Annotated in this window: 19 protein-coding genes; 8 read left to right on the forward strand and 11 right to left on the reverse strand. The window is 47.1% G+C overall.

All coding sequences use genetic code 11. The features are described from left to right. Positions 1–9: 9 nt before the first annotated feature. The 3 genes from lpxB to lpxA are packed head-to-tail and all read right to left on the reverse strand — an operon-like array spanning position 10 to position 2,630. Entirely contained in the window at positions 10–1,182 is a 1,173-nt protein-coding gene (gene lpxB, locus QUA54_RS23215; protein ID WP_333416471.1) for a lipid-A-disaccharide synthase, read from the reverse strand. A gap of 9 nt (positions 1,183–1,191) precedes the next feature. Next, positions 1,192–1,794 carry a Uma2 family endonuclease gene (locus QUA54_RS23220; protein ID WP_333416472.1) on the reverse strand — a complete coding sequence of 201 codons (603 nt, stop codon included), beginning with the start codon at positions 1,792–1,794 and terminating at the stop codon, positions 1,192–1,194. Positions 1,795–1,835: 41 nt separating this feature from the next. After that, positions 1,836–2,630, reverse strand: a complete 795-nt coding sequence (gene lpxA, locus QUA54_RS23225) for an acyl-ACP--UDP-N-acetylglucosamine O-acyltransferase (protein ID WP_333416473.1) — start codon at positions 2,628–2,630, stop codon at positions 1,836–1,838. A gap of 83 nt (positions 2,631–2,713) precedes the next feature. On the opposite strand from lpxA, the gene QUA54_RS23230 reads away from it, so the two are divergent. Then, positions 2,714–2,872 (forward strand): hypothetical protein, encoded by a 159-nt coding sequence (locus tag QUA54_RS23230; protein ID WP_333416474.1) that lies wholly within the window; start codon positions 2,714–2,716, stop codon positions 2,870–2,872. 53 nt (positions 2,873–2,925) lie between these two features. On the opposite strand, the gene fabZ is transcribed toward QUA54_RS23230, so the two are convergent. The 4 genes from fabZ to purC all read right to left on the reverse strand — a co-directional run bounded on the left by fabZ (position 2,926) and on the right by purC (position 7,776). Further along, positions 2,926–3,447, reverse strand: coding sequence for a 3-hydroxyacyl-ACP dehydratase FabZ (gene fabZ / locus QUA54_RS23235; RefSeq protein ID WP_333416504.1), 522 nt, complete (start codon positions 3,445–3,447; stop codon positions 2,926–2,928). A gap of 86 nt (positions 3,448–3,533) precedes the next feature. Then, a complete protein-coding gene (lpxC, locus tag QUA54_RS23240; protein ID WP_333416475.1) occupies positions 3,534–4,388 on the reverse strand; it encodes a UDP-3-O-acyl-N-acetylglucosamine deacetylase in 855 nt (284 codons plus the stop codon). A gap of 93 nt (positions 4,389–4,481) precedes the next feature. Further along, the gene (locus QUA54_RS23245; protein WP_333416476.1) at positions 4,482–6,863 is read right to left on the reverse strand and encodes a BamA/TamA family outer membrane protein; all 2,382 of its coding nucleotides are present in this window, start codon (positions 6,861–6,863) and stop codon (positions 4,482–4,484) included. Between the two features lie 184 nt (positions 6,864–7,047). Beyond that, positions 7,048–7,776: a phosphoribosylaminoimidazolesuccinocarboxamide synthase gene (gene purC, locus QUA54_RS23250; protein WP_333416477.1), complete on the reverse strand. Its 729-nt coding sequence runs from the start codon at positions 7,774–7,776 to the stop codon at positions 7,048–7,050. A 258-nt stretch (positions 7,777–8,034) separates the two neighbouring features. Here purC and QUA54_RS23255 point away from each other — a divergent pair, with 258 nt between their 5' ends. The 6 genes from QUA54_RS23255 (at position 8,035) to QUA54_RS23280 (ending at position 16,040) form a co-directional block, all read left to right on the forward strand. Next, positions 8,035–8,466 carry a response regulator gene (locus QUA54_RS23255; protein WP_172188630.1) on the forward strand — a complete coding sequence of 144 codons (432 nt, stop codon included), beginning with the start codon at positions 8,035–8,037 and terminating at the stop codon, positions 8,464–8,466. 121 nt (positions 8,467–8,587) lie between these two features. Next, positions 8,588–12,004 (forward strand): response regulator, encoded by a 3,417-nt coding sequence (locus QUA54_RS23260; protein ID WP_333416478.1) that lies wholly within the window; start codon positions 8,588–8,590, stop codon positions 12,002–12,004. A 228-nt stretch (positions 12,005–12,232) separates the two neighbouring features. Then, positions 12,233–14,548 (forward strand): DNA phosphorothioation-associated putative methyltransferase, encoded by a 2,316-nt coding sequence (locus QUA54_RS23265; protein WP_333416479.1) that lies wholly within the window; start codon positions 12,233–12,235, stop codon positions 14,546–14,548. Then, positions 14,545–15,198 (forward strand): transglutaminase family protein, encoded by a 654-nt coding sequence (locus QUA54_RS23270; RefSeq protein WP_333416480.1) that lies wholly within the window; start codon positions 14,545–14,547, stop codon positions 15,196–15,198. The genes QUA54_RS23265 and QUA54_RS23270 overlap by 4 nt, the downstream gene beginning before the upstream one ends. A 262-nt stretch (positions 15,199–15,460) precedes the next feature. Continuing rightward, positions 15,461–15,757 carry a BrnT family toxin gene (locus tag QUA54_RS23275; RefSeq protein WP_333416481.1) on the forward strand — a complete coding sequence of 99 codons (297 nt, stop codon included), beginning with the start codon at positions 15,461–15,463 and terminating at the stop codon, positions 15,755–15,757. After that, on the forward strand, positions 15,747–16,040 hold the full coding sequence (locus QUA54_RS23280) for a hypothetical protein (RefSeq protein WP_333416482.1): 294 nt from the start codon (positions 15,747–15,749) through the stop codon (positions 16,038–16,040). The genes QUA54_RS23275 and QUA54_RS23280 overlap by 11 nt, the downstream gene beginning before the upstream one ends. A 162-nt stretch (positions 16,041–16,202) precedes the next feature. Here the strand turns inward: QUA54_RS23280 and QUA54_RS23285 are convergent, their stop codons facing one another. Then, positions 16,203–17,375 carry a TRC40/GET3/ArsA family transport-energizing ATPase gene (locus QUA54_RS23285; protein WP_333190745.1) on the reverse strand — a complete coding sequence of 391 codons (1,173 nt, stop codon included), beginning with the start codon at positions 17,373–17,375 and terminating at the stop codon, positions 16,203–16,205. A gap of 174 nt (positions 17,376–17,549) precedes the next feature. After that, on the reverse strand, positions 17,550–17,930 hold the full coding sequence (locus tag QUA54_RS23290; protein ID WP_333416483.1) for a DUF2358 domain-containing protein: 381 nt from the start codon (positions 17,928–17,930) through the stop codon (positions 17,550–17,552). 69 nt (positions 17,931–17,999) lie between these two features. Here QUA54_RS23290 and QUA54_RS23295 point away from each other — a divergent pair, with 69 nt between their 5' ends. Continuing rightward, positions 18,000–18,608: a glutathione S-transferase N-terminal domain-containing protein gene (locus QUA54_RS23295; RefSeq protein WP_333416484.1), complete on the forward strand. Its 609-nt coding sequence runs from the start codon at positions 18,000–18,002 to the stop codon at positions 18,606–18,608. 107 nt (positions 18,609–18,715) lie between these two features. Here the strand turns inward: QUA54_RS23295 and QUA54_RS23300 are convergent, their stop codons facing one another. Both QUA54_RS23300 and QUA54_RS23305 read right to left on the reverse strand, forming a co-directional pair. After that, entirely contained in the window at positions 18,716–20,140 is a 1,425-nt protein-coding gene (locus QUA54_RS23300; protein WP_333416485.1) for an NADP-dependent isocitrate dehydrogenase, read from the reverse strand. A gap of 579 nt (positions 20,141–20,719) precedes the next feature. Continuing rightward, positions 20,720–21,334 (reverse strand): DedA family protein, encoded by a 615-nt coding sequence (locus QUA54_RS23305; RefSeq protein ID WP_333416486.1) that lies wholly within the window; start codon positions 21,332–21,334, stop codon positions 20,720–20,722. Positions 21,335–21,336: the final 2 nt, after the last annotated feature.

Consider the following 21,336-nt stretch of genomic DNA (forward strand, 5'->3'; position numbering starts at 1 on the left):
AAAGTTGCTTTAATTTGCTGTATTTAATTTAACATTTTTCATTATTTCCGCAGCGGCTCGATCGCACACGCCCACATCTCCGAGACTTTCGCGCATTTCCCGATAACCGGCCAAAGTTTGCTGGCGTCGATCGGCATTTTGCAGCAATTCCAGTGCGTGGTTCACTATATTTTCCGCAGTCGCCTCGTCTTGCAGCAACTCTGGGACGATCGGCTTCATTTGCACCAAATTGGGCGGAGACATAAAAGGAATCGAAAATTTCAGGACGTGGCGAGCAATAATCGCCGTAATCGGACTGACGCGGTAGGCGACAACTTGCGGAACGTCGAGCAAAGCTAGCTCCAGATTAACAGTACCAGATTTAGCGATCGCCAGATCCGCAGCCGCCAAGATTTCCAGAGTTTGATTTTCTAACAAAGTAGCCCGCAAACCGTAATTCTCGATCGCCTGTTCGATTTTGCTGCGAAAAGCTTTGTTAGCAAGCGGAATCCAAAAATGAACTTCCGGCAATTTAGCTTGAATAATTTGAGCGGCCTCAAATATAACCGGCATCAGGTACTTGAGTTCTTGGTGTCTGGAAGCAGGAATTAGGGCGATCGACACCTGTTCCGGCTCAATTTCCAAAGTTTTGCGGGCAACTTCCCGGCTGGGCGCAGACTGCATTCTATCCACCAAAGGATGCCCAACCCAACTAACTTCGGCTCCTTTTTTTTGATAATAACAAGCTTCTTCGGGGAAAATTGCCAAAAGTTTATCGCAAATATTGACAATCAGATCGGTATTGCGAGGAGAAATCGACCAAACCCATTCTTGAGGTGCGATGTACCAAACCACCGGCAAATCCGGCAAACAGCGGCGGATGTAGCTGCCAATGCCGAGATTTGGAGTCAAATAATCAATCAATACAACCGCATCGGGGGAGAAGTTTTTTAGATATTGTTTAGCTTTTTGCTGAACTTTGATCGTCGGCCAAATATAGGGTACAGATTCTATAAGGCCCATAGAACCAATGCCCGCAGTATCGCCTAAAATAGTAGCCCCAGCTTCCGCCATACGAGGCCCGCCCAATCCTGTTATTTCTAACTCCAAACCAGCGGCGACAGCGTGACGTTTTAAGGCGGCAACTAACAATGCTCCTTGCAAATCGCCAGAAACCTCACCAGTGCTGATAAAAATTTTCATATTCTGACTTTAAACAGGTGAGATGTTTGCTAATAACTCGGTAACAGCATCATATTGATCGGGCATATTAGCACAGCGTAGCAGTAATTCTAAGTCTAGATCGGGAAGGAATGTACTCCGGGCAACCTGCTCATAATTTTCACCTGTTAAGTAATAGAGAGATAACTGACTATTTTGCCAAAACCAGACTTCCCGAACGCCCAATCTTTTGTAAAACTCTAGAGTATTTATCCCGCCACTGGTAATTACGACTTCAATAGCAATATCCGGGACTATTTTTTGGGTTCCTATATCATAGGAATCATCCGGCTCTTTTCTACCGCCTAATTCTCTGTCACCCAGAGTCGGCCCGCCCTTGCCGTAAAATCGAATCCCATTTGCTCTCATGTATGCCTCTAAGAGCATACAGAGAGTTTTCTTGATTATTTCGTGTTCGGGCGAGACAGTCATAATTTGCAGTATTCGATCGAGATAGAAAAATTTTACACCTCTGACATCTTTAAAAGCTGCTTCTATCGCTTCAAATTGCTGCCAACTAACATCTGAGAACCTAATGCAGCCATCTTGTTCTATTTCTGGGGATGTAGATTTGACTGAAGTATATACATTCATAGGGCAACAGTCACTTAGTTCATAGGTTTATTCTACCTCATTCACTTGTTGCCTGGAATCAAACCGCGCCGCCCTTTGGTTATAGACTGCTGCATAAATCTCCGCAGGTGCTGCAAATGGGGGTTTTCCTGCAACAAATCCAACTCTTCCAAAGCTTGATTTAGAGTGTAGCCAGAACGGTATAGAATACGAAAAGTTTTCTTCAAAACTAGCAAATCTTCGGCGGTAAAACCGGCGCGTTCGAGGCCTATTTTGTTGATTGCTCGCACTCTCGAAGGATTCCCCTCGACTAGCATATAAGGAGGCACATCTCGATCGATCCTGCTCAAGCCGCCCACCATAGACAAGCGGCCGATGTGGACAAACTGATGAACGCCCAAAACACCGCTCAATCGGGCTTGAGACTCGATTTTAACGTGTCCGGCTAAGGCTACAGCATTCGCTATAATTACTCGATCGGCGATCGCGCAATTGTGTCCCACATGAACATAAGCCATCAATAGATTATGATTGCCAATTGTCGTGCTTTCCCCCGCTCCAGTAGCGCGGTTAATTGTCACGTATTCCCGAATCTGATTGCTGTCGCCAATTTTCACCCTAGTCTGAGAACCCTCGTATTTCAAATCTTGAGGTTCCAAACCAATCGCCGCACCGGGGAAAATTTGATTTCGAGCACCTATTTCTGTTAGCCCGTCGATAATTGCATGAGCACCAATCTTAGTCTCCGGCCCGATTTTCACTCTTTCTCCAATTACAGCATAAGCTCCCACTTCTACAGTCGGGTGAAGTTCAGCACCGGGATGAATCACAGCAGTTGGGTGAATCAAAGTAAGCATTTGTCAGTTTTTTGCTGGTAAGTGGGAAGGAAGTTTGGCAAGGCGCAGTGTAAGGGATTGAACCGATTTAACGGATTTAACGGATGGATGTTGACGGAAGACGGAAGGAAGAAGGAAGAAGGAAGAAGGAAGAAGGAAGAAGGAAGAAGGAAGAAGGAAGAGGGAAGAAGGAAGAGGGAAGAGGGAATTTTTCAAATTTTAAGATTACTTCGTTCCTCGGAACGCTTCGCGGTTTTAATTGAAATTCAAAACTCACAACTCAAAACTACGCGCAAGCCCTCACCAATTCCCCAATTTAATCTACCATCGAAAACATCAATTCTCCTTCACAAACTTTTTGTCCGTCTACTTCAGCCAGAGCCTGTATTTTTGCGAAGCGACGGCGTTTTACCCACAGCAATTCTACAGTCATCAGCAACTGATCGCCCGGTACAACCTGACGGCGGAACTTGACTTTATCAATTCCCGCAAACATCCACAATCCTTGCTCAATGTCGGGCAACTGAGCCAGAACCATACCGCCAACTTGAGCCATCGCTTCAACAATTAATACCCCCGGCATAATCGGCCGTCCGGGAAAATGCCCTTGAAAATGCGGTTCGTTGAAAGTCACATTTTTAATTCCTACAGCCCTCTCGGACGGCACGTAATCAACAATCTTGTCAACCAGTGCAAAAGGATAGCGATGAGGCAATAATTTCTGAATTTCTTCGAGAGTAAAAGTAGATTTAACCGCTGGAGAATCCTCACCGTTTTCGCTGGGAACGGATTCAGAATTAGCAGTGTTGAGGGTGTTAACTTCAGTCAGCGTGGACATTGCTTGAAGACTTTTGAGTGTGGTAGAAACGCGAGGGATCGCGTCTTGGGTTGTGAATTGTAACGGTGACTTGGCTGACACCTTTTCTAACTTGTCTCCTTCACGGCCCAAGCTTGGGATTTCAGTGCTAAGGCGAGTTGGACGTGCAAGTTGTGACTGGCTTTGTAAGCCAAGTAGTGAGCTTTTGGCCAAGTTCCCAGCAGGCTGAGGTCGCCTACTAAGTCTAAGATTTTATGGCGCACCGGTTCGTTGGCAAATCTCAAAGGCGGGTTGAGCCAGCCGGATCGATCGCAAACTAGGGCGTTTTCTAGGGTACCACCTTTGATCAAACCTGCTTGTCGCAATTGGTCAACTTGGCGGGCAAGTCCAAAAGTGCGGGCTGGGGCGATCGCGCTAGCAAAACTTTCTGCCTCTGGCGACCAACTGTACCATTGATTGCCGATCGCCTGTTCCTCAAAATCAATTCCGTAACTAAAGCGAGTTTCGACTGACGGTAAAGCCGCTGCAAAAGCATCCCCGTGACGCACCCAAATAGGCTGTTCTAGGACGCAGGAGGAAGTGGGGTCTTGCTTCGGTTCTTGAGGAACTAAGCCGGTACGGGCGATCGCCTCTACCCAAACCAGAGCCGAACCGTCCAGCAGCGGCAATTCCGGCCCATCAACCTCAATTCGAGCATTATCCGCTCCCATCCCCGCCAAAGCGGCTAATAGATGCTCTACAGTGCGAATTTGAGCATCCATACCTGCCAGTTCAGTTGAAAGTGCCGTCTGACAAACCGCATCAATTTTTGCAGGAATTATCGGAGCACCGGGCAAGTCTATTCTGACAAAATAGCGACCTTCCCCAACCCCAGCAGGCAAAACTCGGACGCGAGTTTGTTCGCCGCTGTGCAAACCGATACCCGACAGTTCAAATTCAGATTTTAAGGTACGTTGAGTCATTAGTAATTAGTCATTAGTTAGTAGTCAGTAGTTAGTAGTCAGTAGTCAGTAGTCAACTGCCAACTGCCAACTGCCAACTATCAACTGCTTTCCTTAGAATCGCTCACCAATCCCAAAGTGAATTTGATTGTCGCCGGTGTCGTTGATACCGTAATCGATCCGGATTGGCCCTAAAGGAGATTGAATCCGCACGCCGAGGCCGTAACCGTAACCGCTACCGGGCTTTTCGCGGATACCGGCAGGGTCGCCGGGGACATTTTTGCCCGTGCCCAAGTCGGTGCCAGCATCCAAAAATAGCGCTCCGCCGATAAACGAAATAATCGGGAAACGGTACTCAACGCTGGCTTCTAGGAAGCTGCGACCGGCTCCCAGGTCGCCTTCGTCGTATCCGCGCACCGAGTTGGCGCCGCCCAAGGCAAAGGCTTCGTAGGGAGGCAAATCTCCGAATACGGTGCCGCCTCTAAAACTGAATGCCAGGGTTTGAGGGCCGGAGGCAAAGTTAGTGTACCTGACTGGTAGGTAAAAGCTGTAGCTGGCCCGCAGGCGGTTTAACAGGATGCTGCCGGAACCTACAGGAATCGATTGTTCCACCCCAAACCTGAGCAAAGAACCGCTAGTGGGGCGGAGGGCGTCGTTGCGCCGATCGCGCACAACACCTGCTTGCAGTGTTGTCAAGTCGTCGGAGCCGGAATCGCTAAAACTCAACTGGTTGCCGAGTTCGTCCTCGGATTCGCGACGGCCTTTGCGATCGGTAATTGAGACTCGCTGGTACTGCAAGCCGACTGAAGCAGTCCACTCAGAATCGGCAAAAGGATTGCGCGACAGGGGACGGGTGAAATTGATGCCGCCACCGGTGCGAACGATGCGGGGTCGATCCTCGTTGGGCAATCTGACTTCCCGTTCGCCGCCGTCAAAAATCACGCTGATCGATCGTCTTCTAAAAACATTAGCGGTGAAAGAAGTGCGGTAAGGATCGCCCGAAATCCAGGGGTCAGTAAAACTCAGGTCAAACAGCGTTTGGCGTTCGCCGATTTGTACTTCAGCGCCCAACTTCTGGTTCCTACCGCCCAAGTTTTGCTGCTGGTAACTCAGCGTACCGAACAAACCCGTCGCGGAACTCAAACCCGCACCAGCAGCCAGAGAACCAGTATTTTTCTCGATGACGTTGACAATTACCCTTGCCTTGCGGGGATCAGTCGTTCCCGGTTCCAAGGCAAGCCGCACGTCTTCAAAAATTCCCAAACCAAACACCCGTCTTAAATCTCTTTCCGCCTTGGTGCGGTTAAAGATGTCTCCGGGCTTGAGTTCTACTTCGCGGGTGACGACAAAGCGGCGGGTGTTGCCTCCGATCGGCTGACCCGTGGCATCCGTTGCCTCTCCCTCCTTGTTCAGGAAGCGGACATCAACGGATTCGATCTGGCCTTCTGCCACTACCAGGGTGACTGTGCCGTCCTCTCCTACTTGCGGGGCATCAGTGATTTGGCCCAAAACATAGCCGTTCTCTTGATACCACGCATTAATTTTTTTCACTCCCTCCTCAAAGCGGCGGAGGTTGAGAATTTGGCCGTACTGATCGCGGAAGCTTTCGTCAATTACGCTTTGGGGCAGCACTTGCTGGCCGGTGATTGTCACTCCCCGCAGCACCGGATTTGCCTGCACGATAAAAGTCACCCGGACGCCCAACGGGGTGTCTTCGGGTACTGCCCGCACGTTTCTGAAAAAGCCCGTGGCAAAAATGGCGTTGATGTCTTGTTGCAGTTGGCTGCGGTTGGTCGTGCGTCCCGGTTGGGTGCTGATGACTCGGTAAATCTCGCGTTCCAAGTCTCCCGTCGCCCCGGTGACGGTAACTTCTGCAACTAGCACTTGGGGTTCTGCCGCTCCGGCGGGTGCGGGGGTTTGTCTGGGCTGCGGTGCTGGGCCAGGGGGCAATGGAGGAACGGTGTTAGCCGGCGGTCTGGTCGGGGCCGGTCTGGGGGGAACTGGGGCGTTTTGAGCGATCGCCCCGGATTCCTCTGGTTTCCCTAGCTCTGCTGCGATCCAGGCGGGCGTTACAGCCGCTTCCGATGGGGGGAGCGGGCTGCCCAGTTGCGTCTCTGGCAAGGCGTTTTGGCTGCTAGAGGCGGGGGAGAGGTTGGATGCTAGCTCGGGTTTGAGTTGAAGGCTCGGAGGTGAAACCGGGGAGGCCGGGTCTGTGACTAGGCTTGGGGGTTCGCGGTCGTTCTCTCCTCTGTCAGGGGCCGCCGCTATTTTTAGGGCTTCGGCTTTGCTAGTTTTAGCGGCTTTGCGGTTTTGAGGAGGATTTTGGGTTAATTCTGGAATGGGGCGATCGGGTAATTCGATCGACGGGGCGGGCGGAACGGCAGCCAAAGCTTCCTCTGCTGATTCAGAGTAGGATGTTTGGCCGTTTGCCGAATTTGATAACCCGAATGTTGCTGAGGCAGTAAAAACTGCCACCAATACAGCAGATAAACGCATTTTTGTTCACTTTTTTGGGCAATCAACACACCACATTAGTCATTATTCATTAGTCTTAGTCATTAGTTATATAAGTCGGTTGAATTTCGCGCTGACCGCTAATTGATGACTGTTGACCGCTGATTGCTGACATCGAAAGCAGAAGGGTGACAAACTGTGCAATTTTAGCGCATTGTTAAGGCCTCTAAACTTTCTGAGCTAAAACCCGCTGGAGAACTTGCTGGTAAGCACTTTCTACCGATCCCAAGTCGCGCCGGAATCGGTCTTTATCCATAACACGGGCATCGGGGTCAGTTTCTGTGTTGTCCCAGAGGCGGCACGTGTCGGGACTGATTTCGTCGGCGAGGATCAGATTTTGATGTTGGTCGATACCGAATTCTAGTTTGAAGTCTACTAGGGTGATGCCGCACTCGGTGAAAAATTCTTTGAGTATTTCGTTAATTTCGCGGGCGGCGATTTCTAGTTGCTCTACTTGTTCGGGGGTGGCTAGCTGCATTAACTGGATTCTGCCGCGGGTCAGTAGCGGGTCTCCCAAATCGTCGTTTTTGTAATAAAATTCCACCAGCGGGGGATTGACAATTGTGCCTAGGGCGAGTCCTGTTTGCTTGCAAAGACTGCCGGCGGCAATATTTCTGACTACGACTTCCAAGGGCAAGATTTGGACGCGACAGACTCGCATTTGGTTGGGGGCCGGCGTGTCGATGAAGTGTGTGGGAATCCCTTTGGCTTCTAGCATCCGAAACAGGTGCGCGGATACGGCGCAGTTGATTTCGCCTTTGCCGACGATGCTGCCGCGTTTCTGGGCGTTAAAGGCTGTGGCGTCATCTTTGAAGTGGGTCAGCAAAATTTCGCTGTCTTCGGTGGAGTACAGGATTTTGGCTTTGCCTTCGTAGAGTTTGCGATCGGCTGACATGGCGATTAATAATGTAGATAAGTTTTAGATTTTACAGTAGCTCGATCGGGCGTTATTGGCGAGTTTTTGGATCTAGGCTGCCCCACTTAGGCCCCGGACGGGCGAGTACCCCTGCAGGTAGATACCGCGATCGGCTGAGGCATAAATGATTCTTGACAAAGGACAATAGAGATGAGACTTGCTGGGTTCGCGATCGGTGCGCGATCGACCTCGCCAACGAGACTGATGCTTACAAAACACCTGCAAAGTGACTAATTTATGGAAGACAAAAAAATTCATATCCTCTTGGTTGAAGATGATGAGGTTGATGTAATGAACGTCCGGCGAGCGTTCAAAAAAAATAACATCGTTAACCCTCTCTACATGGCAGCCAACGGATTAGAAGCTCTGTCTATATTGCGCGGAGAAGGGAAAATCGAGCCTGCAATGCCTCAAGCGCGCCGGTTAATTCTGCTGGACTTGAATATGCCGAGAATGAACGGGATCGAGTTTTTGCGAGAATTGCGACTAGATGAATGTTTGAGGTCGATTCCGGTGATCGTTCTCACAACTTCTAATGAAGATAGAGATAAAGTAGAAGCTTATAATTTGAATGTAGCGGGCTATATTCTTAAACCTGTCACTTTTTCTAATTTCGTGGAAGTTATGGCTACCCTCAATAGATACTGGATGCTGAGCGAAATTCCCTAAATAAGATAAATTTTAACAGGATTTTTTTCAAGGTAGCTTTGGTAATTTTTCAGCGGTGCATTTATTTTAATTGCTTTTTGTAGACCGCAGCTTTTTCGGAGTAATCCACAATTCGGTTGTTATGGACAAACTTATCAAAATTCTGATTGTTGATGACGATGCAGTCGATCGGATGGCGGTCAAACGCTCGCTCAAGTCGGCAGGCGTTTCGGCAGAAGTTATTGAAGCAGAAAACTGTGCCGATACCCTGGCAAAACTCTCGGTAAGTAAAAATTCTACCCAGGTAGCAGCGAAACTATCCAAACAAAATAAATCTCAACATTTAAGCGAGGTAGAGGAGACAGAAAACGGCCTGCTATTAAATCAGATATTTGAGTGCGAATTTGACTGCGTATTCCTCGACTACGGATTGCCGGACGGAGACGGATTGAGTTTGGTACAAAATCTACGGGAAGCTGGGCTAAAAGTTCCCTTAATTGTGCTTACAGGTCAAGGCGACGAACAAATTGCTGTGGAATTGATGAAGGCTGGAGCTTCTGATTATATCGCTAAAAGCAAGCTTTCTCCCGAGAGTTTATCTCGCAGTTTGTATAATGCTATGCGCGTTTACCGCGCCGAATCTCAGGCGTTTCATACCAGCCAAAAACTTAAGGAAAGTGAGGAACGGTACAGGTTAGTTTTAGAGGGAGTGAACGACGGAATTTGGGATTGGGATTTAACTAAAAATGAGGTTTATTGGAACGATCGCCTTTTGGAAATTATCGGTTTGTCGCGAGAGCAATTTGGCAGGACTATGGAAGCTCTCTACAACCGCCTGCACCCCGAGGACAAGGACGGCATCGTCCGGGCGATCGCCGCTCACTTGGAACAAGAAATAGACTATAATGTAGAGTTTCGCCTGCTGCACTCTTCGGGTTTTTACCGCTACTGCACTTCTCAGGGAAAAGCTCAGCGGAATTATCATGGAAAACCGCTGCGGATGGCCGGTATGATTAGCGATATTACTGAGCGCAAACAGGCGGAAGATGCTCTGGAAAGAGAACGGCAGCAACTGAGACAAATTATTACTTGCGTGCCTGTAGCAATGGCGATGTTCGATACACAAATGCGCTATATGGCTAACTCTAAAAAATGGGTTAGTCAATTTAATTTGGAGTTGCCCTCCCTAAATAATCTCAGCCATTACGAATTGTTTCCAGATACGCCGAATCGCTGGAAAGCCATGTATCAAGAAGTGCTCAAAGGCCAGGTAGTGTCTGTGAGCGAAGATGCCTGGGAACGAGCAGACGGATCGGTTCTGTACCTGCGGTGGGCTGCTCACCCTTGGTACGATCCCGACGAAAAAGTCGGGGGAATTGTGATGGTTGCCGACAAGATTAATGAGTTGGTGGAAGCGCGGGAAACTGCCTTAGAAGCCAGCCGGGTGAAGTCGCAATTCTTGGCGAACATGAGTCACGAAATTCGCACTCCGATGAATGGGGTTTTGGCAATGGCTCAATTGCTGCTGCGCGCTACTCTGGAACCGAAACAGCAGGAGTGCGCTCAGACTATTTACCGCAGTGCTGAACATTTGCTAAACGTTATTAATGATATACTCGATTTCTCTAAGATTGAAGCTGGAGAAATGCGGCTGGAAAAGGCTGATTTTGATTTGGATAGCTGCGTTGAGTCGGTGATAGAAATGACAGCGCATTTGGCAGAGGAAAAAAGTATTGAATTGAATATTTTAGTTGACAGTTCAGTGCCGAGAAAGTTGGTGGGCGACTCTGGCCGATTGAAGCAAGTTTTGCTGAATTTGGCGGGGAATGCCATAAAATTTACCGATCGCGGTCAAGTTCTAGTTCACGTAACTGTGAAACAGGGCAACCGACTGGCAGACGGTAGACAAGGGGCAAGATTGCTATTTTCGGTGCGGGATACTGGCATTGGAATTTCGGCAGAAGGGCAAACAAAGCTGTTCCAATCTTTTTCTCAGGTAGACGATTCTCCTACTAGGCCTTACGGCGGAACGGGTTTGGGTTTGGCTATTTGCAAGCAGTTAGTGGAGATGATGGGAGGCGAGATTGGAATTCGCAGTTTGCTAGGCAGCGGTTCGACTTTTTGGTTTACTGTACCTTTGGAAAAACAGTTGCAAGTTGAGCCTCAAGAGCCCGAACTTGCGGGCAAGAAGCTGTTAGTAGTCTCTGGAAGCGCTTTGAGGAGGGCAGCAGTGCGATCGCTCGCTCAAAGTTGGGGTGCCCGCTGCGACGAGGCAGAAACTGCTGCTGAGGCTTTGAGTTGGTTGAACAAAGCCCAGGGCAGGATTTCTCAACATTCGGGGGAGGGGGAAAAAAGCTGGGATGTGGTGCTTGTGGACTTGCAAATGCCAGAGTTGGATGCGGAGGAATTTGCTAGGGAAGTGCGATCGACCTCGACAGTGGGCTCGTTAATCGCCATGACTGCTTTGCGGGAACAGCCGAACGCTGAAGCGCTTTGCAGTCAGGGTTTTAGCGGGTATTTGATCGAGCCGGTGCGGCCGAGCCGCCTGCTTGAGGCTGTGCTGGCACCGGTTAAGGGAACGAGAGAGTTTGGGAGGTTGGAGGCTGCTAATACTTACAAGTTGCCAGCAGTTAATTCTCAATATGTTACTCCCAATTCGCCGTCATCCTTGAGAATTTTGCTGGCGGAAGACCACCCGATCAATCAACAAGTGCTTGTCGAACAGTTGGCAGTTTTAGGCTATCACGCTGACTGCGTAGTCAACGGTCAAGAAGCGCTGGATTTGCTGGCAAAAAAAAGCTATGATTTAGTGCTGATGGACTGTCAAATGCCCGTACTTGACGGTTACAAAACGGCGCAAAAGTTGAGGGAAATCGAAGGAAGCGATCGGCATACTTTTGTGATGGCTTTAACTGCTCATGCTATGCCGGGGGAACGAGAAAAGTGTCTGGCGGCGGGGATGGACGATTATCTCAGCAAACCTGTAGATTTAGATGCTTTGGCGGCGGCGCTGAAAAAGTATGAAGCCCGAAATGTTCAGTTTGAAAATAAGTATGGAGTTAAAAGTATTAATTCGGAAAATAAATCTCAATTAGCAACAAGTTATACAGAAGTTTTGGAAAAAGCGCAGGTTGTGGCTGTGCCGGCACCAAGGGCGATCGCACTTCAAACTTGGGAAGATAGAGACTGCGACGGACTGTTCGACAAGAGCAGATTGGAGCAACTGGGACGAGTTAATATTAAATTGCCCGAGCGACTTTTGCAAGCTTTTGTGGCAGACGCGCAAGCTGATATGGCTGCTGCCAAAAGAGCCGTAGAAGCTAAAGATTGGCAAACTGTGGAATATCAAGCACACCGTCTCAAGGGAACTTCGGCTAATGTGGGAGTTGCTCAGATGTCGAATTTAGCCGCACAATTGGAGCATCAAGCGCGAGGCATTCAATCTGAACCATCAGGGGGGAAATTGTCAAGTATTGAGAAGATTGAGAACATATTAGTGAGTTTGTCCAGTCATTTAGCCCGGGTTCAAGAATTTGTGGAAACTCGAATGTTTTGTTAATGTTTAAGTCTGTTTTTGGTTGGGAGATACGTCGGCGATTAAAATCGCCACTCCTACACCAACTATCGTCCCTCTCTAAGAGACTAAGACATAAATTAGGCAATTGAAATTGCCACTACATCAACTATCTTCCTTTTCTCAAGGACTAAAAAATAAATTCTTTCTGTCTTCCTTCATTCTGTGTCCTCTGCTTTATCTGCGGTTAATTAAAAAATAATTAATTTAGCTATGAATTACGATACCAGTAAAAACTCTATTTTAGAGAGCAATTCATTAGAAAATAATGGAGAAATGCTAACCCCTTTGATGATGTTTGCTCGGGAACTTTTATTGTATGAAAACGAGGCTATTTCTGAGCAAGATTATGTAAAGGCTGTGCCGCCCCCGCCCGACAAAATCAATGATTTTTGTGTTGACAATCTTGTGGCAAAAGTGGCTCGCTGCTGTCGGGAAAGCAAGGTTGGAAAAAAATTACCTACGGCTTTTTACGTTCATGTTTCTGCTTTGCAAGCACTCAACCCTGTCCTCGGAATCTACGAAAAGTGTGCCAGACGCACTCTCGAAAATATTGATGAAGCAACTTTAGTTAAATTTTCACTCCATCAACCTAAAATATCTTATCTTTTTTACCCTGATTTCGATACAGATGCTCACCCTGCTTTGCAAACCAGCCTCCAAATTAATCTGGAAACAGGGGAAGTTAAATATTTCGATTACAGCAACAGCGAAAATCCCCCGGTTTTGCACCGCAAGGAAACTTTTGTAGCTGCGGATTATCCGAATTACGAAAAGTTTTCTCGACTCACTCGCAGCGAGGAAGGATGGGGACTGCTTGACAATACTAGCGTTATCGGCACTCGCGAGGGTTGGCTCAAATATTTGGGATATTGCGGTGTGGAAATTCAAGATCATGCTGTTGTCGAGCGTTTGAAACAGGAGAATAGCGACCTTTCAATTCCTAAAATCGAGCGACACAAAGCTGCGATGGTACGCCACTCTCTTTCTAAACCTTTGCGTTTGGTTTTAGAAGCTGATTTAGCAATCGATGGGACGACTTTTTTTGATTACGGTTGCGGTTACGGCGGCGATGTTAAATATATTGCACAAGAGGGTTATGCTATTTCTGGTTGGGACCCATACTATCAGCCGGATACTCCGCGAACTTGTGCGGATATTGTGAATATTGGTTATGTGATTAATGTAATTGAATCTTTGGCGGAACGCCGAGAAGCGTTGCTGAATGCTTGGGGATTAACTAAGAATTTATTAGTTGTAGCGGCTCAAGTTTTGATTGATGATAGCGCTAGAGGTCAAATTGCTTATGGGGATGGGGTGATTACTTCTCGAAATACTTTTCAGAAGTATTACGAACAAGAAGAGTTGAAGGTTTATATCGACCAAGTTTTGAGTGTTGATGCAATTCCTGTGGCTTTGGGGATTTATTTTGTGTTTCGGGATGCTGCGGAGGGTGAAAGTTTTCGTGCTTCTCGGTTTCGATCGCACTTATCAACTCCCAGAGTTCGATCGCAAGTTAAGCGGTTTGAGGATTATGCGGAAATGCTGGCTCCTTTGATGGCTTTTGTGAGCGATCGGGGCCGCCTTCCGGTTAAAGGCGAATTAGCGGAAGAATCGCCAATTAAGGAGGAATTTCACAGTTTTAATCGCGCTTGGAGGGTGATTTTGCAAGCAACGGATGCGGATGATTGGGAGACAATCGCCGACAAACGCCGCCAAGATTTGCTGGTATATCTCGCTCTCAACGGTTTGGGCGATCGACCTTCAATCCGCCGACTCCCGGCTCAAATCCGCAACGACATCAAAGGTTTGTTTGACAATTATCAAAAAGCTTGCACTTTGGCTGATTTAATGCTATATAGTTTGGGCAAAGCTGATATTGTTGCGGATTGCTGCGAAGATAGTGCGATCGGCTACAAACAGCCCGGTTCCCTTTCAGTGCACGTCTCTGCTTTAGAAGAACTAGACCCTTTACTCCGGCTCTACGAAGGCTGCGCTAACCGCACAATTGGCAGACTTGACGGCGCGACAATCATCAAATTTTACGCTCGCAAACCTCAAATTTCCTATTTATTTTATCCCGATTTTGACACTAACCCGCATCCAGCCCTCCACACAGCTATGCACATAGATTTACGCAACCTTTCTGTCAGCTATCAAGACTATTCTGATGTGTACAATCCGCCCATTTTAGTTAGAAAAGAAGCTTTTGTTACTGCTAGTTATCCCCATTATGACAAGTTTGCGAAACTCACCCGCCAAGAAGAAAAATTAGGGATTCTAGATCGTGGCGCAGTTAAAAAGCACCGGGAATGGGTGAAGTGTTTGGAGGAAAATTGCGTTAAAATTAAGGATCATAAGTTGTTTTGGCGATCGAATGCTGACCCAGAAAAATTGAAAATGCTGCAAAAAGCTGCCTCGGAACGTCAGCAGAAAAAGATTGAGGTTAATGGGGAAAAGATTCAACAAACCGCAGAGAGCGCAGAGGGTACAGAGGATGGAAAGGTTAGTGGCGAAGAACACAGTTGAAATTTGTTGTTAAGGTGTTTACAATTGAGGCAGCGTTCCTAGCGGTTGACATGGAAGAATACTTGAAAGTGAGTGAAGTTATTGATTGGCAGCATCCTGAAATTATGGAATTTGCTAAACAAATCGCATCGGGATATGAGACACCAACGGCGATAGCTAAGGCTTGCTTTGAGTGGGTGCGAGATGAAATTCGTCACAGTTATGACTATCAAATGAGTCCTGTGACCTGTAGAGCTTCAGATGTACTTCAGCACAAAACAGGGTATTGCTATGCGAAAAGTCACTTGTTAGCAGCGTTACTAAGAGCAAATGAAATTCCAGCAGGTCTTTGCTACCAGCGGTTGAGTATTGATGACAAGGGTGCGCCGTATAGTTTGCACGGTTTCAATGCCATCCATTTACCTGAAGTTGGTTGGTATCGAGTTGATGCAAGAGGTAACAAAGAAGGAGTCAACGCTCAGTTCACCCCGCCCCAAGAGCAATTAGCATTCAAGATTCAGTTTTCCGAAGAGGCAGATTTTCCAGCCATATTCTCAGAGCCGCTTCAAGTCGTTATAGAAGCATTGCAAGCACAGAAAACATGGGATGATATGCTTCGTAATCTCCCAGACATTTCGTTGGAGTCCGCGAAGAGTTATGGTCTGCTATGATACACATCGAATCCTGCTTTGGGCAGGCGCAGCGTTTTGAATTGTTCGCGGGGCAAAAGAGCCGCAACATTCGTCTTTATGAGCGGCTCGGATACAAGCTATTCAAGAGTGAAAAAATAAACAAACCCCTGTCGTTCGCGTTCATGCAGAAACAGTGAAAAGCCCCAACAAGCAGCACAGGCTGCGACAGTAGTTTGAAAACGATCGTTTTTTGTGAATAACGTATTGACATTGTAAATACATTTTACCTATACTAGGGAGCATGAATGTATACTTCGTGCTCAATGGCATTACCTTTGTATGGGATGACTCAAAAGCGCGGATCAATCCCACAAATCATGATGGGGTTACTTTTCAACAAGCTGCTGAATGCTTCTTTGACCCATTTCTAGTTGTCGTTGATGCCAGCCGCAATGAGGAAGCGCGTGATGCTGTGATTGGGCTAGATAGTCGGTGGAATCTACTGTATGTGGTTCACATTGAGCGTGAAGAGAATGTCATTCGGATTATTTCAGCACGTAAAGCAACTCGTCAGGAGAGGGCAGAGTATGAAGATTGAAGCATTAAAGCAGCGATTAAACCGCAACCGTCCAATGACTAGCGTAACGATCCGTATGCCCGAAGATGTTGTGGAAGATCTAAAGAAAGTTGCACCATTGTTGGGTTTTTCGGGTTATCAGCCATTAATTCGTGCTTATATCGGTCAAGGTTTGCGCGTTGATTTAGAACGATTTGAAAGCGAGACAGTAACAGCCTTAGTAGCAAGTTTGAAGCGTCGAGGTGTCAGCGATGCAGTGATTGATGAGGCATTAAACGAAGTCCTTCGTGCTGAGTCCTGTTAATTGTGTCTAGCCAGCAGTAACGGAGGACACGGCAATGCCGTTTCCCTACCCCAAAATAATCGTAGCACGGGCAAGGACTCCCAGCCATAATGCTCGCGAGAGATGTAACTACCGCCCGATTAATTGTAGGGACACGGCAATGCCGTGTCCCTACCCGTAGCATCAAGCAAACTTAATTTTCAAATAATCATCCTCCATCTTCGCCCCCGAAGGTTGCAGCGCCGCTAAAGCTTGCGGCAACACCAAATTACGGCGGTGATTCCCAATCCGAACATTCAACTCATCTCCCGTTTTGCTCAACTGGATCTGATCCTTAGCAATTCCGGGCAAATACAGTTCAAGACTATATTGATTGTTTTCCTGCACGATCTTAATCGTATTTTCTTTGTAATAAACTTGACTTGGGTCTTCGTCTTTGTAAAGCGTTTCTTTCAACCGTTCCAAAGCTGGCAAACCGCACATTTCTTCGGAATAAAGCGGCACTTCCTTAACTGGCAGCGGCATGAAATCTGAGTGAATTTCCTGACGGTACTGCTCCTGGCTTTCTTTCCACCTTTTGAAAAATGGGTCGGTTACTTCTGCGGGAATTATCCGGTTAGCTACTACTAAATCTGTGGCTACATTGTACAAACTCAAATAGGCATGAGCGCGCAGAGACTCTTTAATTACCATTTTTTCTGGATTGGTAACTAACCTTACCGAAGTGACAGTATTGTCAGTTAAAACCTTTTCCAAAGCTTCGATTTGTTCGTAAAATTCGTAAGGTGCATCCATCACCTCTTTGTCTGGCAAAGAAAAACCCGCAATCGGTCTAAAAATAGGTTCAACTAAAGGTCGAAGGGCGGCTGATATCCCTTGCAGCGGCTTGTAAAATTTTCTCATGTACCAGCCGCCAACTTCCGGCAAGCTTAGCAGTCTTAATGCTGTGCCAGTCGGAGCAGAATCGATAATTAAAACATCAAATTCGCCTTCGTCGTAATGCCGCTTCATTCGCACTAAACCGAAGATTTCATCCATTCCTGGCAAGATGGCTAATTCTTCAGCTTGCACCCCTTCGAGCCCCTGCGCTCGCAAGACTTGAGTAATGTAGCGCTTAACGGCTCCCCAATTGCCTTCTAATTCCCTGAGAGCGTCTAATTCTGCTCCCCACAAATTCGGTTTCACCAGCCGCGAATCGTGCCCGAGTTCCATGTCGAAGCTGTCGGCTAAGGAGTGGGCAGGATCTGTGCTCAGCACTAGGGTTTTGTATCCTAATTCGGCACACCGCAGCCCTGTCGCGGCGGCTACGGATGTTTTGCCGACGCCGCCTTTTCCGGTCATTAATATTAAGCGCATTGATTGTTTAGCTCGCCTGAAAGTAATTTACTCTTATATTGTAACGGAATGTAACGGAAATTAATTTAACAGAACTGATGCACAGGGGCCCTGCGGTAGGGTGCGGTATAAGCACCTTACTCAAAGGGGTTACTCTCATTCCCCATCTAAAATCTAAAATCTAAAATCTAAAATTTAAAATGGTATTACCAGTTGTTTGAGCACGTCTAGCCGCGAACAGTTCCAGTAATCGATGTGGGAAACGATTAAACCGTCATTGTTGACTTTAAGTTCGCTCCTACCGGCGATCGCCATTTTCGGTTTCCAAGGTAGCGGTGCGATCCAGCTCAGAGTCCAGCGAGTTTCGATAGTATCTCCCGACTGGGAAATGCCGTGCAAATCGAGTTTAATTTGTTTAAAAACAGTCCCCATAAACCCGATCATTTTGCGGTAGCGTTCGACTCCTGTAAATCGATTCACTGGGTCTTCAAAATAAACATCTTTTGCGTAAATGTTGTAAGTCTGATTTTCGGGGAATCTTTGATAATCGTCTTTGAGAATTTCAATAATGTCCATTATGATTAGATATTTGCCTTAAATTATTATAATATAGTTTATACTTGCTTGAGAAAAGGCGGACAACTTATGATCGACCTCTACACTTTTACCACACCAAACGGCCGCAAAGTCTCGATCATGCTCGAAGAAATAGGTTTACCCTACAGCGTGCACGTCATTGACATCACAAAAAACGACCAATTTAGCCCCGAGTTCATCGCCATCAACCCCAACAGCAAAATTCCGGCTATAGTTGATCGAGATAACGGCATCACCGTCTTCGAGTCCGGCGCTATTCTGATCTATCTTGCCGAAAAAAGTGGCAGATTTCTGCCCACCGACAAACAAAAATACTTTCAAGTTATGGAGTGGCTGATGTTTCAAATGGCCAGCGTCGGCCCGATGTTTGGTCAGCTAAACCACTTCAAACGCTTTGCACCCGAACAAATTCCCTATGCGATCGGGCGCTACGAAAAAGAAACATTGCGCATCTACGGAGTATTAGACACTCAACTAGCAAAATACGAATACATCTGCGGCGACTATTCGATCGCCGACATTGCTACCTATCCCTGGGTTGCTATTTACGAATTTCAAGGACTAACCCTCGACAACCACCCCCACCTTAAACGTTGGGTAGAAACCGTGCAGAAGCGTCCCGCCGTTGAGCGCGGAATGGCTGTTCCATCATTATAAACCCCGCATCTAAATTGTATTTTCGGGAGGGCGTCCGGCCCACCCCACAAAGCAAGTTTACTGGTTGTGGAACGGGCTTCTAGCCCGTTCAAAAAAAGCCCACAAACTCAATCGGCGAAATGCTTAATAATCGCCTCAGCAAACTCCGAACACTTCAACTCAGGCACCGGCGGCTCCATCAACCTCGCCAAATCGTAAGTAACTTCACCGTTAGAAATTGCCGCTCCCAAACCCTTCTTAATCAAATCTGCGGCTTCTTGCCATCCCATGTATTCTAACATCATCACCCCGGACAAAATCAGGGAACCGGGATTGACTTTATCCAAACCCGCGTGTTTCGGTGCAGTGCCGTGAGTTGCCTCGAAAACAGCACATTCATCACCAATATTCGCGCCGGGCCCCATGCCCAATCCGCCGACAATTGCTGCCGCCGCATCGGACAAATAATCCCCGTTCAAATTCATCGTCGCCAAAATCGAATATTCGCCCGGTCGAGTTTGAATTTGTTGGAAAATACTGTCAGCAATTCGGTCGTTGACCATAATCTTTTCTTTCCACTGACCGCTGCCGTGACTGGCCCAAATTGCAAACAAAACGTCGGCAACTTCTTGACGAATTCTAGCTTGTTTTTCTGGAGTCAAAGCATCGTATCCCGGATCTATTAGGCGGGCATTGTCTTCCAAGCTAATGTCGGGATTTTGTTCTTTGTTGTCGAGAACCCAAGACTCTCTTTCAGTCACGCACTGAGCGCGATATTCGGTGGTTGCCAGTTCGTAACCCCAATCTCGGAAAGCTCCTTCGGTGTATTTCATGATGTTGCCTTTGTGCACCAAAGTCACTTGCTGCTTGTCTTTAGGCAACCGCAAAGCGTGGGCGATGGCGCGCCGCACTAAACGTTGAGAACCGCTTTTGCTAATTGGTTTAATTCCTATTCCTGAATCGAGGCGAATTTGTTTTTTGCCGTGTTCGGGTGTTGCCGGAATCAACTCATTATTGAGGAATTCAATCAATTTTTTGCCGATTTCGCTGCCTTTGGGCCATTCAATTCCCAGGTAAATATCTTCTGTATTTTCCCGGTAAATAATTACGTCTAGCAGTTCAGGAGTTTTGTGCAGCGATGGTGTTCCAGCATAATATTTGCAGGGTCGCACGCAGGCGTAAAGGTCAAAGATTTGCCGCAAAGCTACGTTTAGCGATCGAATGCCGCCTCCAATTGGGGTTGTCAGCGGCCCTTTGATGGCGACTCCGTACTCTTTGATGGCGTCTAAGGAATCCTGCGGCAAATATTGGTAAGTGCCGTAGACATCGCAAGCTTCGTCGCCTACATATATTTTGAACCAGTTAATTTTCCGCTTGCCGCCGTAAGCTGTTTCTACCGCAGCATCCATGACTTTCTGGGATGCTGGCCACAAGTCCACACCCGTACCGTCACCGCGAATGAAGGGAATAATCGGGTCATCGGGGACGATCGGCGAACCGTCTTTGAAAGTAATTTTAGAACCAGTTGTCGGGGCTACAATCTTTTCGTACATATCTTAACAGCGCGGATAGCAATGCTCCCTATTTTGCCACGATTATCTGCCTAAACCTCAAACACGCCTAAATATTTGTATAAATTTAAGTTGGATTTTTGGGCGATGGGCTGGCCGTCACTGTGACTTTTGGGCGAGCGTAAATTTAAAAGTAACTTTAAAAACGTAGCAAATATAGCAGAAGTTTCTATCAAATATGCCTCTCTATCTTTCAGCCCTAAAGTTGGGAAGATGCTAGAAGCGAGTCAGTGGATTTTAGATTTTAGATTTTAGATTTTAGATTTACTCCACAGATTCATCTGGGAGCTTGAAGTCGGGTCTAAAACTTGGGGCCGCTCACGAATCCTGTAGGAAACTTGTCTTCGTTTTTGAGATGGGTCAAAGTGGATTTTAGATTTTAGATTTTAGATTTTAGATTTACTTCACAGATTCATCTGGGATTTTGAACCAGGGTCTAAAATTTGGGGTCGCTCACGAATCCTGTAGGAAACTTGTCTTCGTTTTTGGGCGGGGTCAAAATGGTGATTGTCGCCGCAGATGAAAGCGAATCAACGCAGATTGTTTCCACAAAATTTGCATTTATTTGCGATATTTTTCCTTCTGCATATTCTTTTTGACAACCCACAAAATAAACCAAATGACAATACTCACCACAACTATTTTGGAAACAGGGCCCAGATAATCATCGACAAGTCCATAATTTTCCCCGAGTTTATATCCGGCAAAAGTCAGGAAACTCACCCACAAAAGAGTGCCGGCTGTTGAGTAAAGTAAAAAAGGAATTAAACGCATATTGTTGATGCCAGCGGGCAGGGAAATCAGGGTGCGAACTCCCGGTACGAGGCGACACAAAAACACGGCTTTGTTGCCGTGTCTGTTAAACCATCTATTCGCTTTGTCAATATCGGCGCCCGATACAGTGATCCATTTGCCGTATTTGTCGGCTAAATTCCTCAAGCGTTCTTCGCTCAATAATTTACCCGCATAGTACCAAGGAATCGCCCCCAGAACTGTACCGATTACCCCTGCTGCGATCGCCGGTGAAAACTCCATTCCGCCCTTGAATACCGTGAATCCTGCCAGAGGCATAATCAATTCTGAGGGTATGGGGGGGAAAAGGTTTTCCAAAAACATCAACAGGCCAATTCCGAGATAACCCATCGACTGCATTGTGTTAGTTATCCATTCAACCATTT

The organism is Microcoleus sp. MOSTC5, assembly GCF_036701825.1.
Lineage (GTDB): Bacteria > Cyanobacteriota > Cyanobacteriia > Cyanobacteriales > Microcoleaceae > Microcoleus > Microcoleus asticus.

Bases quoted from the DNA above. Each gene is read 5' to 3' on its own strand.
- QUA54_RS23230 (WP_333416474.1), top strand. From the start codon at position 2,714: ATGGATGTTGACGGAAGACGGAAGGAAGAAGGAAGAAGGAAGAAGGAA.
- QUA54_RS23260 (WP_333416478.1), top strand. From the start codon at position 8,588: ATGGACAAACTTATCAAAATTCTGATTGTTGATGACGATGCAGTCGAT.
- QUA54_RS23245 (WP_333416476.1), bottom strand. From the start codon at position 6,863: ATGCGTTTATCTGCTGTATTGGTGGCAGTTTTTACTGCCTCAGCAACA.
- purC (WP_333416477.1), bottom strand. From the start codon at position 7,776: ATGTCAGCCGATCGCAAACTCTACGAAGGCAAAGCCAAAATCCTGTAC.
- QUA54_RS23220 (WP_333416472.1), bottom strand. From the start codon at position 1,794: ATGAATGTATATACTTCAGTCAAATCTACATCCCCAGAAATAGAACAA.
- fabZ (WP_333416504.1), bottom strand. From the start codon at position 3,447: ATGTCCACGCTGACTGAAGTTAACACCCTCAACACTGCTAATTCTGAA.
- QUA54_RS23265 (WP_333416479.1), top strand. From the start codon at position 12,233: ATGAATTACGATACCAGTAAAAACTCTATTTTAGAGAGCAATTCATTA.
- lpxC (WP_333416475.1), bottom strand. From the start codon at position 4,388: ATGACTCAACGTACCTTAAAATCTGAATTTGAACTGTCGGGTATCGGT.
- QUA54_RS23275 (WP_333416481.1), top strand. From the start codon at position 15,461: ATGAATGTATACTTCGTGCTCAATGGCATTACCTTTGTATGGGATGAC.
- QUA54_RS23280 (WP_333416482.1), top strand. From the start codon at position 15,747: ATGAAGATTGAAGCATTAAAGCAGCGATTAAACCGCAACCGTCCAATG.
- QUA54_RS23305 (WP_333416486.1), bottom strand. From the start codon at position 21,334: ATGGTTGAATGGATAACTAACACAATGCAGTCGATGGGTTATCTCGGA.
- QUA54_RS23285 (WP_333190745.1), bottom strand. From the start codon at position 17,375: ATGCGCTTAATATTAATGACCGGAAAAGGCGGCGTCGGCAAAACATCC.
- QUA54_RS23290 (WP_333416483.1), bottom strand. From the start codon at position 17,930: ATGGACATTATTGAAATTCTCAAAGACGATTATCAAAGATTCCCCGAA.
- lpxB (WP_333416471.1), bottom strand. From the start codon at position 1,182: ATGAAAATTTTTATCAGCACTGGTGAGGTTTCTGGCGATTTGCAAGGA.
- QUA54_RS23300 (WP_333416485.1), bottom strand. From the start codon at position 20,140: ATGTACGAAAAGATTGTAGCCCCGACAACTGGTTCTAAAATTACTTTC.
- lpxA (WP_333416473.1), bottom strand. From the start codon at position 2,630: ATGCTTACTTTGATTCACCCAACTGCTGTGATTCATCCCGGTGCTGAA.
- QUA54_RS23255 (WP_172188630.1), top strand. From the start codon at position 8,035: ATGGAAGACAAAAAAATTCATATCCTCTTGGTTGAAGATGATGAGGTT.
- QUA54_RS23295 (WP_333416484.1), top strand. From the start codon at position 18,000: ATGATCGACCTCTACACTTTTACCACACCAAACGGCCGCAAAGTCTCG.